Below are 12782 nucleotides of genomic sequence, written 5' to 3' on the forward strand. Positions count from 1 at the left end.
GACGACGATGTCCCACCCGCTCGAACCCGAACCGCTCGGCACCGCTCCGACGCTCGAGGAGATGCTCGCCGAACCCGTCGCCGCCGCGGGGATCGACGAGGTCCCCGGCTCACCGCAGCCCCGCGCCTTCCTGACCCTCTACGTCCTGGCGTGGTTCGGGCTGACGCTGTCGATCAACACGATCATCGGCTCCTCCATCCCGAAGCTCTTCGCCTTCACCGACGACCACGGCAAGGGCATCGACCTCTCCGTCACCGCCGCGATCGGCGGCATCGTCGTCATGGTCATCACGCCGCTGTTCGGACGACTCAGCGACCGGACGATGGCGCGCATGGGCAAGCGCCGGCCGTGGATCCTGTGGGGCACGATCGTGGGATGCGTCGGCATCGTCGTGCTCGCGTTCTCCGTCGAGCTGTGGGTCGTCGTCCTCGGCTGGGTCATCGTGCAGGCGGGATTCGGCGCGACGAACGTCGCCGTGCATGCGCTCCTCGCCGATCAGATCGCCACCCGCATCCGTGCCCGCGTGTCGGCGTTCGCGAGTGCTGCGGGCGGGATCGCGGGGATCGTCGGGGCCGTCCTCGTCGCCGCCATGCCCAACGACAAGCAGTGGACGTGGTTCATCGTCCCCGGGTTCCTCGGCGCGATCTTCAGCTTCCTGCTGTTCTTCGGTCTGCACGACATCGTGCGCACCGACAGGCCGGCGCGCCTCCGGTGGTCCGACATCCTGTCGACGTACTGGCTCGACCCGGTGAAGTACCGCGACTTCTTCTGGGCATGGATGTGCCGCCTGCTCGTCACGATGTCGATCGTGTCGGTCGCCGGCTACCTGTTGTTCTTCATCATCGACCGGCTGGGCATCCCCAAGGAGCAGGCGTCGGGCGTGCAGGCCGGGATGCTGATCATGTTCACCGTCGGCAACATCCTCATGACACTCCTGTTCGGCTGGATCTCCGACCGCACCGGCCGGCGCAAGCCGATCGTCCTGTTCTCGTCGCTGTTGTCGGCCGTGGGTCTCGTCATCGCGCTCCTCGCCCCGGACATCACGGTCTTCACGATCGGCATCGTGATCGTCGGCGCGGCCCAGGGCGCGTACGTCTCGGTCGACGTCGCGCTCATGACCGAGGTGCTGCCGACGTTCAAGGACGCCGGCAAGGACCTCGGGATCGTGTCGCTGTCGTTCCAGCTGCCGCAGCTGCTCGTGCCGCTCATCGCGCTGCCTCTCCTGTCGATCGGAGGCGGCACCGAGAACTACAGCGCCCTGTTCATCGCGGCGATCGTCTTCGGCGTCCTGGGCGGCCTCGCGGTCATCCCGATCAAGACCGTCCGCTGACGGAGGCGGGGATGCGGATGGCGGCAGCCCCACGGGGCCGCTGTCGTCCGCTCGCGAACTGCGTTTCGTCTCGTCGCTGGCGCTCCTCGCTCAACGACCCGCAGGTATCTGCGGGTCGTTGAGCGAGCGAAGCGAGTCGAAACGTCAGCTGCGTCAGCGCGTGGTCGCGCGGCGGATGACGAGGTATCCGACGATCGCCCACACCACGGTCAGCCCGAGGAGGACCGTGAAGGCGCCTGCGATCCCGATGCTCATGAACCACGCCGACACCGGCGCCCACGACCCGGTGAAGGTCAGCAGGGCGATCAGCGCGACCACGAGGACGATCGCCGAGGCGGCGAAGACGAGCATGCCGGGGATGCGCCACCGCATGTAGATCGTCGTGGCCGTCGCGCCGACGAACAGGACGAACAGCTGCAGGACGAACGTCGTGTAGAAGTCCTGCATCCAGCCCGCCTGGCCGTACCAGAGCGCGTCGAACACATGGACGCCGAAGCCCCATCCGTTCGTCGCCTTCTCGATCTGGACGAGCGTCGCGATCGCGACCGCCATCTCGGTCGAGACGAGGACGAACATCGTCGACGTCCCGAGCCAGAAGTCGCGGCGCGTCGATCCGAAGCCCAGCGCGAACGGGAACGTGAGCCCGATCGCCTGCACTCCCACCACGATCAGGTACCACTGCGGGGAGAGGACGGCCCAGGAATACCGCATCCCGGGGATGTCGCCGGCGGGGACCACGCCGGACCCGTGCAGGATGATGCCGATCACCATCGACAGCGCCCACGCCGCTCCGACGATGAGCCACGGGATGCCGAAGAACACGGACGGGTTGACGGCGTGCAGGCGCACGGTGCGCCAGATCGGATTGCGGTTCGCGCTCGAGGTGGATGTCGCCGACATCGAGGGTGCGGTCACGGTGGTCATGCTGCCTTCCCTTCCGCGTCGGAGCCGTCGATGGCGGCGCCGGTGAGGTGGACGATGAGCTGCTGGAGGGAGACGGGAGCGAGTTCGAGCCCGAGTTCGGCGGCCTCGACGCGCTCGTCGCGGTCGAGTCGCTGGTCGATGGTGACGGATGCGAGACCCCCGAGCCGCTCCCGGGCGATGACCGGGCGGTCGGCGACGAACGCGTCGACCGCGGCCGATGCGCCCGCGACGGTGGTCGCGGACCCGCGGACCTCGTCGGCATCCTGATCGAGCAGGATGCGGCCCTGATCGATGACGACGACGTGCTCGAGGAGGTTCGCGACCTCGTCGATCAGATGAGTCGACAGCACGATCGTGCGCGGGTGCTCCGCGTAGTCCTCGAGCAGCCGGTCGTAGAAGATGTGCCGCGCGACGGCGTCGAGGCCGAGGTACGGCTCGTCGAAGAACGTCAGCTCGGCGCGGGACGCGAGGCCGACGATGACGCCGACCGCCGAGAGCTGACCGCGCGAGAGCTTCTTCATGCGGCGGCCGAGGGGAACCCCGAAGTCGGCGACGAGACGCTCGGCGAACGCGGCATCCCAGTTCTCGAAGTACCACGGCGCGGCCTTGAGCACGTGCCGCGCGCTGAAGTTGTCCGGGTAGCGCTGCGACTCGGCGATGAAGCAGAGGCGGCGCAGGACGCCCGCGTGCTCGGCCGGTGCGTGCCCGAACACCTCGAGCGCGCCGCCGCTCGGGAAGATCTGTCCGGTCAGCAGCTGCATCAAGGTGGTCTTGCCGGCGCCGTTGCGGCCGAGGAGGCCGTAGATGCGGTCGGCGCCGAGCTCCAGGTCGACGCCGTCGAGCGCGGTGAATGAGCCGTAGCGCTGGACGAGTCCGCGCGTGCGGACCACGGGAGCGAGGGTCATGAGGGGATCCCTTCGGTCGGGGTGCGCAGGGAGACCGTCTGCGCGCGGAGCATGTCGGTGAGCTGGTCGAGGTCGATGCCGAGCTTGGCCGCCTCGGCCACGAGCGGCCGGACGTACTCGGCCGCGAACTCCGCACGCCGCCGGTCGATGAGGCGCGCACGGGCTCCGACGGTGACGAACATGCCGATGCCGCGGCGCTTCTCCACCACGCCGTCGTCGACGAGCATGTTCACTCCCTTCAGGGCGGTGGCCGGGTTGATGCGATGGAACGCGGCGAGCTCGTTCGTGGACGGGATCTGGGCGTCCTCCGGGAGGATGCCGTCGATGATCTCGTTCTCGATCTGCTCGGCGATCTGAAGGAAGATCGGTCGCGACTCATCCATGCAGCGTCAGGGCACCTTTCGGATGGTTGGTTAATTACTTGACTAACTAACCAAACCACGCGGCATCCATCGTGTCAACCCGTGAGGTCGTCTCGCGGGTTCAGAGCGCTTCGCGCGGAGGGCGCGCGTAGACCTCCATCGCGCGCACGAACACCGTGAGCCACGCGAACAGCAGGCCCGCCGCGATGAACTCCATTCCGGTCAGGTTGTAGTAGCCGATCGGCACCCACAGCACGACGGCGACGACGACTCCGGCGAGCGCGAGCAGGGAGAACACCGCGACGTCGCGGGGGAGCCCGGGCAGGTACCGGAAGGCGAGGAACACGAAGATGCCGACCATGACCACCATGCCGGTCGCCGCCGAGACGTGCGTGGGGAAGCTGACGTCGTCGGGCACGGACCCCGCGACCGCCATGCCGATGCCGATGCCGGCGTACACCCACGCGAAGAGGCGCACCCGCTTCTCGGGTTCGACCTTGCGGGCGCGCAGCCCCAGTTCGATGTCGTGCGCGACGTAGTTGGCGAGGACCGTGATGACGAGGCCCGTGAGGATGAGGGAGAGGTTGAAGCGGTAGCCGGATGCGGCGATGTTGTTGCCGAGCTTCGAGAAGTGCAGCTGCCACCACGACTGGTCGGGTGCGCTCAGCATGCTCGAGATGGTCCCGACGAAGATGACGAGGGTCGCGAGGATGCTGAGCCCCTCCGAGGTGACGCGTGCTCCCGCGAGCACCGCGACATACGTGAACGTCGCCGCGGCGGCTCCGGCGAGCGCGCCGCCGCCCCAGGGGTCGATCGTCAGCCCGTGGAAGCCGAGCTGGAAGAGGCTCGCGACCGCCAGCACGATGAGGTAAGACAGCATCGCCATCGCGAGCGACATCGCGACGAGATCCAGGATGCGTTTGATCATCGGCAGTCCGCGGCGCCACGAGTCGTAGCCGCGGCGCGCCTCGACGACGAAGGCGCTCGCGAACGCGAGGCCGGCGAAGGCAGCCGTGATCCAGGCGGCGACGTTGCCGACCGACAGGTCGCCGTCGGCGAGCGGCCAGCGCGATCCGAACATCACGATGACGGTGATGACCCCGCCGGCGGCGAACGCCGTGATGGCCCAGCGGGTCGAGAGCGATTCGAGCCGCACGCCGATGCGCCGATCGGAGCCGTTCGCCCGGGCCGGGCGCATCCCCGGTGAACGATGCTGCTCCACGGCCATGACCCTCCCCGACGGCGTCCGAGTGGTGCTCGTGCTCACCTTATCGATCAGGGCGAGGTCCGGTCCGCATCCGTGCCGTTGCGCTGCACGCGCAGTCGGATCGCGCGGTACGCGACGCCGACGAGGATCACGATGACGCCCGCGACGACGGATGCGGGCGGGAGCGTCACGACCAGGACGAGGCATCCGATCGCCCCGGCGACGGTGAGTGCGCGCGGGTAGCGCCGATTCTCCCTGGTCTGCGTCCAGGCCGAGACGTTCGCGACGAAGTAGTAGAGGAGCACGCCGAACGACGAGAAGCCGATCGCGCCCCGCAGGTCGGTGACCGCGACGAGCATGCAGACCACGCCGCCGAGGACGAGTTCAGCGCGATAAGGGACCGAGAATCGCGGATGCACGGCCGAGAACCACCGCGGGATGTCGCTGTTGCGGGCCATCGCGAGGCTCGTCCTGCCGATTCCGGCGATCATCGCGAGGAGCGCTCCGAGCGATGCCGCGGCGGCGCCGATGCGGATGACGATCCCCGGCCATGCGGCGCCCGACGTGTCGGCGACCGCCCTCAGCGGAGCGGCCGAGGCGGCGAGCCCCGCCGGGCCGAGCGCGTGGAGGGCGGAGAGTGCCACGAGGGCGTAGACGACGAGCGTGATCGTCAGTGCCGTCGTGATCGCGCGGGGGATCGTGCGGACGGGATCAACGACCTCCTCGCCCATCGTCGCGATGCGCGCGTACCCCGCGAACGCGAAGAAGAGGAAGCCCGCCGACTGGAGCACCCCGTAGACAGTGACCGCGGTGCCGGGGGTGGAGGCGGTGGGCGCCGTATGGCTGAACCCGATGACGACCGCGACGGTCAGCGCGACGAGGGCGAGGGCGACGAGGATGCGGGTGGCGAGGGCCGTGCGTGTGATGCCGAGCGTGTTGACGAGGGTCAGCACGATGACGGCGGCGATCGCGACGGGCTTCACCCACGGGCCGGGCACGGCGTAGGTCGCGAACGTGATCGCCATCGCCGCGGAGCTCGCCGTCTTCCCGATGACGAACGACCAGCCGGCGAGGAACCCGGGCCAGGCGCCGAGCTGCTCCCGGCCGTAGACGTACGTGCCGCCCGACGTCGGATACTGGGCGGCCAGCTGCGCCGAGGACGTCGCGTTGCAGAACGCGATGAATCCTGCGATCACGAGGCCGATGAGGAGTCCCGCGCCCGCGGCGGCGGCCGCCGGCGCGAAGGACGCGAAGATGCCGGCGCCGATCATCGAGCCGAGGCCGATGACGACGGCGTCGCCGAGCCGCACGCGCCGCACAAGGGCGCCGCCTCCCGAACCGGTCGTCACATCCTCGATTCTCGCGGACGCCCGCGTGTCCGCGGATCAGGGATGCGGCATCCAGCCTTTCGCGATCACCCAGAGACCGATGGCGATGTACACGGCGGGGATGATCCACCGGCCCCACGACTGGAGGGCCGCGGTCACGCGCCGGTGGGAGACGACGATGCGGCCGAGCGTGCACCAGACGGCCACGCCGACGGCGAACACGCCCATCGTGATCGTGAACTCCGCAGGCGAGAGCGTGTGGAACACCGGGGTGTAGGCGGCGAGGTTGTCACCGCCGTTGGCGAGGGTCAGCCCGACGACACCGAGAATGCCGTGCGCCGCCGCGGACACGTTCCCCACCCCGGCGCCGTGGGAGCGGATCGCGGCGATCAGGCGGATCACGCCGAGCGTCAGCGGGATGAGGCCGATCGTCCAGATCCAGCCGCCGAGCACGGCGGCCAGGCCCACCGAGGCGATCGCTGAGACCGCGACGAGGATGCCGAGGCCGACGTACTGACCGACCCAGATGTGCCACCGCCGCGGCCGCCCGGTCGCGCTCGACGAGGCGTTCAGAAGCGCCAGCGCGACGATGTCATCGAGGTTGGTGCCGACGAACAGCGCGACCGCGACTCCGATGGCGGCCGGTGCGGAGGACATGAGCCACGGTAGCGCCGAACGGCGTTCAGGCGTCGCCGCGGAAGATGTGGACGGCTTCGCGCGCGGCGTAGAAGACGATGACGAGTCCGGCGACGGGGTCGGCCCACCACCAGCCGAGGGTGTAGTCGAGCACGATGCCGAGCAGCACGCTCGTGGCGAGGATGCCGTCGATCAGCGTGACGCGTCCCTCGGTGACGAGGACCGGGTTGCCCAGTCGCCGCCCGACCACGTGCTTGCCCCACGCGAGGAGGAACATCGCGATCGCGGTGGCCGCGGTCCATCCGATGCCGCCGAGGAGCGGCGTGGCGCGGTGTCCGCTGATGAGCGCGACGGCGGCCTGCACGAGCAGGTACACCGCGAGCAGGATGAACGCCCAGCCGATCAGGCGGAGTGCGACGTGCTGCCGCTTCTCGTCGGTGCCGGTCAGTTCCCAGATGACGACGGTGCTGGCGCCGATCTCGATGAGGCTGTCGAGCCCGAACCCGAGGAGGGCGACGGATGCGGACTGCCAGGCGAGGATCGCGAGCAGCACCACCCCGACGACGTTCCACGCGAGCGTTGTGATCTCGAGCCCGATACCCCCGCGGCGGAGGCGCTCCGTATCCATCGTCGTCATGATCGGCGGACGCTGACGAGGAACTCGTCGAGGTTCTTCAGGTGGTCGCGGACGCTCCGCTCGGCCTCGGCGCCGACGGCCGTCGGGTCCTCGGCGGTGGTGACGATCGCGTCCCCTTCCAGGCGGTGCCCGACCCAGCGCAGGCGCACGCGCTCGACGCGGGTGATGCCGTCCACGTCTTCCAGCGCGTGCTCTGCGCGCTCGAGGAGGTCCGGCTCGACGGCATCCATGAGCCGACGGCCGATGGAGCGGATCGTGCCGATGAGGAGCACGAAGATCGCGGCCGATATGACGATGCCGACGATCGGGTCGGCCAGCGGGAAGCCGAGGAGGACGCCGATGCCGCCGATGACGACCGCGAGCGACGTGAAGCCGTCGGTGCGGGCGTGGACGCCGTCGGCGACGAGGGCCGCGGAGCCGATCCGGCGCCCCACGCGGATGCGATAGATCGCGACCGCCTCGTTGCCGGCGAAGCCGATGAACCCGGCGACGATGACCCACCACACGTTCTCGAGCGGCTGCGGGTGCAGCAGGCGGTCGATCGACTGCCACGCGGCGACGATCGCGGAGAGCGCGACGACGGCGACGATGAACAGGCCCGCGAGGTCCTCCGCACGGCCGAAACCGTAGGTGTACCGGCGCGTGGCGACGCGGCGGCCGAGGACGAACGCGACCCACAGTGGGACGGCGGTGAGCGCGTCGGAGAAGTTGTGGATCGTGTCGGCGAGGAGCGCGACCGAGCCGCTCACGAAGAAGACGGCCGCCTGCAGGATCGTTGTCACCAGCAGGATCGCGAAGCTGATGATCAGGGCGCGGATGCCGGCGCGGCTGGCCTCCATCGCGTCGTCGATCGACTCCGCGGCATCGTGCGTGTGCGGCACGAACAGGCCGTAGAGGAAGCCCGTGAAGCCGGTCGGGTGCTCGTGCCCGTGGTCGTGGGCATGCCCGTGACCGTGGCTGTGCCCGTGATCGTCGTGGTCGTGGTCGTGGTCGTGGTCGTGGTCGTGGTCGTGGTCGTGGTGGTGGTCGTGGTCGTGGTCGTGGTGGTGGTCGTGGTCGTCGTGCGTGCGCGTGGCGTGATCGTGCGTGCGGCTCATACGGATTCCCGGTCGGCGTGGTGATGGCGGGGTGTCCCGCCGACGGAGTGCTCCGCCTGGTAGATCGCGTCGGCGACGAGCCGTGAGGCATGCTCATTCTCGAGGCGGTAGAAGACGCGCTGCCCTTCCTGGCGGGTCGACACGATCCGCGCGAGTCGCAGCTTCGCGAGATGCTGCGACACGGCGGCGGGCGATTTGTCGACGATGTCGGCGAGGTGGTTCACGGAGAGTTCGCCGGAGTCGTGGAGGGCCAGGATGATCCGCACGCGCGTCGCGTCCGCGAGCATTGCGAACACCTCGACGGCGAGCTCGACGTACGGGCTCTCGGTCGAGTATCCGCATCCCTGCTTATCTGCGCTCATACGCAGATATCGTAGCTGGGTTCGGCCGCCGTGCCGAACGATGCCCTCCCTATGAGGATTCCGTGAGGTGTCCGCATCCGCCCGATTCTCAGCGCTGTCTGTCATCGGCGGCCGGACGATCTCGGTATGGCTTCGCTGGCATCCGCGTCCCTCCCCGACCTGCTTCCCGAGCGTCGGGGCGGTGCGCGCCGCGCCTGGAATCTGGCGGCCGTCGCGGTGATCTGGGCGACGAGCCTCGCGGTCCTCGTGCTGTGGGTGCACGGCGCGGGTGTGCAGGACCTGTTCGCGATGAACGGCTACACGGTGACGACCCTGGGCCGGCTGACGGGGCTCGTCTCCGCCAATCTCCTGCTGTACCAGGTGCTGCTCATGGCGCGGGTGCCGATCTTCGAGCGTGGCTTCGGGCGCGACGGGATGACGCGGATGCATCGCCTCGTCGGCTTCTGGTCGTTCTGGCTTCTGGTCGCGCACATCGTGCTGATCACGATCGGCTACGCGATCACAGCGAACATCAACGTGTTCGTGCAGGCGTGGAACTTCGTGTGGGACTACCCGGGGATGCTGCTGGCCACCGCCGGCACGATCCTCCTCATCATGATCGTGGTGACCTCGACGCGCCGCCGCCGCGCCAAGATGCGGTACGAGTCGTGGCACCTGCTGCACCTGTACGGGTACCTCGGCGTCGGCCTCGCCATCCCGCACATGCTGTGGACCGGCGGCGACTTCGTCGGCTCGACGCCGGCGACCGTGTACTGGTGGACGCTGTGGGCCGTGACCGCGGCGTGCGTCCTGTGGTTCCGGGTGACGGTGCCGCTGCTGCGCAGCCTCCGACACCAGCTGCGGGTCGTCGCCGTCGAGCGCGACGGTCGCGACGGCGTGGCGGTGCGGATGCGGGGACGCGCGGTGCACCGGCTCCGGGCCCTTCCCGGCCAGTTCTTCATCTGGCGGTTCCTCGACGGCCCCGGCTGGTCGCGCGGGCACCCGTTCTCCCTGTCGGCTGCTCCGACCGGCGACGAGCTCGTCATCTCGGCCCGCCGCATCGGCGACGGGACGAACCGGCTGAGCCGGCTGCATCCCGGCACCCGTGTGCTGATCGAGGGTCCGTACGGCGGGATGACCGGAGAGACGCGGCAGGGTCCGAGGCTCCTCATGCTGGGCGCGGGCGCCGGTGTCGCACCGCTCGTGGCGATCCTCGAGTCCGAGCAGTATGCGCCGGGCGAGGCCATCCTCGTCACGCGCGACCACACGGACGCGCACACGATCCGCGGGCGTGAGATCACGCGGCTCGTGTCGACCCGTGGACTGGTGCACTACTCATTGCACGGGCGCCGCGCACAGCACGGATCGACGTGGCTTCCCGCCTCGCATCAGGCGTGGGGCGGCGTCGAACTGCTCCGCCATATCGCTCCGGACCTGGAGTCCTACGACGTGTACCTCTGCGGTGCGGTGCCCTGGATGCGCAGCGTCGACCAGGACCTGCGCGCCGCGGGCGTGCGGTCCGACCGCATCCACAGCGAATCGTTCGACATCTGAACCGGGAGCCGACATGAAGAAGATCGTCTGGAGCATCCTCGCCACCGTCGCCGGCGTCGTCCTGCTCTTCAGCTACCGCACCTCCCTCGACCAGACCATCGCAGCGCCCGTCTCGAGCGGCACCGTCCCTAAGACGACGACGGCGCCTGCCGCGGCTCCGACGGCCGCCGCATCCCCGTCTGCGTCTGCGGCATCCGGTTCCTCGGGCTCGGCCGGTTCCTCCGGCTCTTCGGGCTCGACGGGGACGTCCGGCTCTTCAGGCACGACCACCACGACCAGCGGCCTGAAGAACGGCACGTTCACCGGGCAGTCGACGGACACCCCGTACGGGCCTGTGCAGGTGAAGATCACCGTTGCGAGCGGCATCATCACGAAGGTCGACGTTCCGCGGTATCCGGACAGCGGCGGACGCGACCAGGAGATCAACTCGTACGCGCTCCCGCAGCTCGTATCCGAGACCGTCCAGGCGCAGAGCGCGCAGATCGACATGGTCTCCGGCGCGACGTACACGAGCCAGGGCTACGTGCAGTCGCTCCAGAGCGCGATCGACGCGGCGCACGCCTGAGCCGCCGCGTGCCCGCGGCGCGCCCGTCCCCCGCGCGACGGAGCCATGACGTCGAGACCGGGGGTTCGCGTCGAGACCGGGGGTGGAGCACCTGGTCTCGACCGCAGCCCCCTGGTTCGCCGGCCGAGCGGGATGCGGCGTGGGTGCGGGCGCCGCGGCGCCTGCACTGATCAGCGCGCGGCGGGCAGTGACAGCAGGAACGTCGTCCCCTCCGCCGACGTCGAGTCGATCGCCACCGTCCCGTCATAGCGGTTCGCGACATCGCGGACGAGGGCGAGACCGAGGCCGAAACCGCGGCGGCGTCCCGTGTCCGCGCCCCGCGCGAACCGCTCGAACACGCGGTCGCGATCCTCCGCCGCGACGCCCGGCCCCTGATCGGCGACGCGGATCTCGACCGAGCGCCCGTCGCGCTCCGCGGTCACGACGACCGTGGCCCCGGCAGGTGAGTGCTGCACCGCGTTGTCGAGGAGCGCGACGCACAGGCGGGTCAGCGTGACCGCAGGCACCGCGACGTGGGGCGCTCCGGCCGCCGCGTGCTCGAGCGCGACGCCCGCCTCGTCGGCGATGGGGCGCACGGTGTCGACGGCCGCGGCGATCGCGGCGTGCACGTCGGCGGGCTCCGCGCTCGCGGGGGCGTGGTCGTCCTGCGCGGCGAGCAGCAGCTCCGTGAGGATGTCGTCCATCGCGGAGGCATCCCGTCGCAGTCGTTGGATGGTGTCGTCGATCGGCTCCCCGCGCGCATGGCGGCGCTGCAGGATCTGCACGCGGCTCGTCAGCGCGGTCAGCGGCGTGCGCAGTTCGTGGCTCGCGTCGGCGAGGAAGTTCCGCTGCACCCGCAGGGCCTCCCCGAGCGGGCGCACCGCCTGGCGCGCCGCCAGCCACGCCACGAGGCCCAGCAGCACGACCCCGACGATGCCGAGCAGCACGACCCACGGCAGGACGCGGTCGACGTCCACGACGATGTGATCGGGGTTGGTGCCGCGCGGGTCGTCCGGGTCGGGTCCACCTTCCGGACGTGCGGTCAGGAGGATGACGGCGACGAGGATGCCGACCCCCACAGCCAGCACGACCGCCGACGCGATCCCGGTCCACAGCGCGATCTGCCCTGCGGATCTGCGCACGCGCCGCTCGTCGGGGGAGTCGCTCACGAGGGCATCCCCAGCCGATATCCGCGGCCCCGCACGGTCTCGATCATCTCGGGCGTCGTCTTGCGGCGGATGTAGTGCACGTACGTGTCGACGGCGCCCACACCGTCCGCCGTGGTGAACACGACCTGCATGATCTCCTCGCGGCTGAACACGCGCTCGGGGCTCGCGGACAGCAGCTCCAACAGCGCGTTCTCGGTCGCCGTGAGCGTCACACGCAGGCCGGATGGCGAGTGCACCGCCTGGGAATCGGGCACGAAGATCCACTCGCCGACCTCGCGCCGGCGTCCTTCGGCCTGGAATCCGCGACGCAGCGCGCGCAGTCGCGCGAGCAGCTCGTCGAAGTCGAACGGCTTCGTGAGGTAGTCGTTGGCGCCCGCATCCAGTCCTTCGACGCGGTCCGGGACATTGCCGAGCGCGGTGAGCATCAAGATCGGCGTCGTGATCCGGGCCGTGCGGATCGCTTCGACGAGGCTCGCACCGTCGCGGCCCGGCAGCCGGCGGTCGACGACCATGACGTCGTACCGGTTGCGCAGCGCCCATTGCAGGGCGACCTCGCCGTCGGCGACATGGTCGATCCGGTACGCGTCGGAGAGCGCCTCGATCGTCATCTCGGCGATGTCCGCGTCGTCCTCGACGTACAGCAGCGCCGGCAGCGCCTCGCTCATCCGCACACCTCCTCGCGCCCATGACATCACCTGCGATCTAAGACGGCGCCCAGGAATGTCGCAATGCCCGGGTCCGGCAGGAT

14 protein-coding genes are annotated in these 12782 nt (G+C 69.8%); 3 read left to right on the forward strand and 11 right to left on the reverse strand.

Annotated features, from left to right (window positions below; all coding sequences use genetic code 11):
- Positions 1-7: 7 nt before the first annotated feature.
- The gene (locus QSV35_RS03760) at positions 8-1330 is read left to right on the forward strand and encodes an MFS transporter (protein WP_286286845.1); all 1323 of its coding nucleotides are present in this window, start codon (positions 8-10) and stop codon (positions 1328-1330) included.
- Between the two features lie 153 nt (positions 1331-1483).
- Here QSV35_RS03760 and QSV35_RS03765 read toward each other — a convergent pair whose 3' ends face one another.
- From QSV35_RS03765 to QSV35_RS03805, 9 genes are all read right to left on the reverse strand, one after another.
- The gene (locus QSV35_RS03765) at positions 1484-2254 is read right to left on the reverse strand and encodes a hypothetical protein (protein ID WP_286286847.1); all 771 of its coding nucleotides are present in this window, start codon (positions 2252-2254) and stop codon (positions 1484-1486) included.
- Positions 2251-3159, reverse strand: a complete 909-nt coding sequence (locus tag QSV35_RS03770) for an ABC transporter ATP-binding protein (protein ID WP_286286848.1) — start codon at positions 3157-3159, stop codon at positions 2251-2253. The genes QSV35_RS03765 and QSV35_RS03770 overlap by 4 nt, the downstream gene beginning before the upstream one ends.
- Positions 3156-3542 carry a GntR family transcriptional regulator gene (locus tag QSV35_RS03775; protein WP_286286850.1) on the reverse strand — a complete coding sequence of 129 codons (387 nt, stop codon included), beginning with the start codon at positions 3540-3542 and terminating at the stop codon, positions 3156-3158. Before QSV35_RS03775 ends, QSV35_RS03770 begins: the two co-directional genes overlap by 4 nt.
- A gap of 100 nt (positions 3543-3642) precedes the next feature.
- Positions 3643-4743 carry a DUF998 domain-containing protein gene (locus tag QSV35_RS03780; protein ID WP_286286852.1) on the reverse strand — a complete coding sequence of 367 codons (1101 nt, stop codon included), beginning with the start codon at positions 4741-4743 and terminating at the stop codon, positions 3643-3645.
- A gap of 53 nt (positions 4744-4796) precedes the next feature.
- Positions 4797-6077: an APC family permease gene (locus tag QSV35_RS03785; protein WP_286286853.1), complete on the reverse strand. Its 1281-nt coding sequence runs from the start codon at positions 6075-6077 to the stop codon at positions 4797-4799.
- Positions 6078-6113: 36 nt separating this feature from the next.
- A complete protein-coding gene (locus QSV35_RS03790; protein WP_286286856.1) occupies positions 6114-6713 on the reverse strand; it encodes a cadmium resistance transporter in 600 nt (199 codons plus the stop codon).
- A 25-nt stretch (positions 6714-6738) separates the two neighbouring features.
- Positions 6739-7320: a cation efflux transmembrane domain-containing protein gene (locus QSV35_RS03795; RefSeq protein ID WP_286286857.1), complete on the reverse strand. Its 582-nt coding sequence runs from the start codon at positions 7318-7320 to the stop codon at positions 6739-6741.
- Between the two features lie 5 nt (positions 7321-7325).
- Positions 7326-8426, reverse strand: a complete 1101-nt coding sequence (locus tag QSV35_RS03800) for a cation diffusion facilitator family transporter (protein WP_286286859.1) — start codon at positions 8424-8426, stop codon at positions 7326-7328.
- Positions 8423-8788, reverse strand: coding sequence for an ArsR/SmtB family transcription factor (locus QSV35_RS03805; protein ID WP_286286862.1), 366 nt, complete (start codon positions 8786-8788; stop codon positions 8423-8425). The genes QSV35_RS03800 and QSV35_RS03805 overlap by 4 nt, the downstream gene beginning before the upstream one ends.
- Before the next feature lie 126 nt (positions 8789-8914).
- On the opposite strand from QSV35_RS03805, the gene QSV35_RS03810 reads away from it, so the two are divergent.
- Both QSV35_RS03810 and QSV35_RS03815 read left to right on the forward strand, forming a co-directional pair.
- Complete coding sequence (locus QSV35_RS03810; RefSeq protein ID WP_286286864.1) at positions 8915-10321, forward strand: ferredoxin reductase family protein; 1407 nt, start codon at positions 8915-8917, stop codon at positions 10319-10321.
- Positions 10322-10334: 13 nt separating this feature from the next.
- The gene (locus QSV35_RS03815) at positions 10335-10886 is read left to right on the forward strand and encodes an FMN-binding protein (protein ID WP_286286866.1); all 552 of its coding nucleotides are present in this window, start codon (positions 10335-10337) and stop codon (positions 10884-10886) included.
- Positions 10887-11056: 170 nt separating this feature from the next.
- Here QSV35_RS03815 and QSV35_RS03820 read toward each other — a convergent pair whose 3' ends face one another.
- Positions 11057-12034 (reverse strand): sensor histidine kinase, encoded by a 978-nt coding sequence (locus QSV35_RS03820; protein WP_286286867.1) that lies wholly within the window; start codon positions 12032-12034, stop codon positions 11057-11059.
- Complete coding sequence (locus QSV35_RS03825) at positions 12031-12699, reverse strand: response regulator transcription factor (protein ID WP_286286869.1); 669 nt, start codon at positions 12697-12699, stop codon at positions 12031-12033. The genes QSV35_RS03820 and QSV35_RS03825 overlap by 4 nt, the downstream gene beginning before the upstream one ends.
- Positions 12700-12782 lie beyond the last annotated feature (83 nt).

The organism is Microbacterium candidum, from assembly GCF_030315975.1.
Taxonomy (GTDB): domain Bacteria; phylum Actinomycetota; class Actinomycetes; order Actinomycetales; family Microbacteriaceae; genus Microbacterium; species Microbacterium candidum.

Excerpts from the sequence above, each read along its gene's own strand:
- QSV35_RS03760 (WP_286286845.1), top strand. The coding sequence starts at position 8 with ATGTCCCACCCGCTCGAACCCGAACCGCTCGGCACCGCTCCGACGCTC.
- QSV35_RS03765 (WP_286286847.1), bottom strand. The coding sequence starts at position 2,254 with ATGACCACCGTGACCGCACCCTCGATGTCGGCGACATCCACCTCGAGC.
- QSV35_RS03770 (WP_286286848.1), bottom strand. The coding sequence starts at position 3,159 with ATGACCCTCGCTCCCGTGGTCCGCACGCGCGGACTCGTCCAGCGCTAC.
- QSV35_RS03775 (WP_286286850.1), bottom strand. The coding sequence starts at position 3,542 with ATGGATGAGTCGCGACCGATCTTCCTTCAGATCGCCGAGCAGATCGAG.
- QSV35_RS03790 (WP_286286856.1), bottom strand. The coding sequence starts at position 6,713 with ATGTCCTCCGCACCGGCCGCCATCGGAGTCGCGGTCGCGCTGTTCGTC.
- QSV35_RS03795 (WP_286286857.1), bottom strand. The coding sequence starts at position 7,320 with ATGGATACGGAGCGCCTCCGCCGCGGGGGTATCGGGCTCGAGATCACA.
- QSV35_RS03800 (WP_286286859.1), bottom strand. The coding sequence starts at position 8,426 with ATGAGCCGCACGCACGATCACGCCACGCGCACGCACGACGACCACGAC.
- QSV35_RS03805 (WP_286286862.1), bottom strand. The coding sequence starts at position 8,788 with ATGAGCGCAGATAAGCAGGGATGCGGATACTCGACCGAGAGCCCGTAC.
- QSV35_RS03810 (WP_286286864.1), top strand. The coding sequence starts at position 8,915 with ATGGCTTCGCTGGCATCCGCGTCCCTCCCCGACCTGCTTCCCGAGCGT.
- QSV35_RS03815 (WP_286286866.1), top strand. The coding sequence starts at position 10,335 with ATGAAGAAGATCGTCTGGAGCATCCTCGCCACCGTCGCCGGCGTCGTC.
- QSV35_RS03825 (WP_286286869.1), bottom strand. The coding sequence starts at position 12,699 with ATGAGCGAGGCGCTGCCGGCGCTGCTGTACGTCGAGGACGACGCGGAC.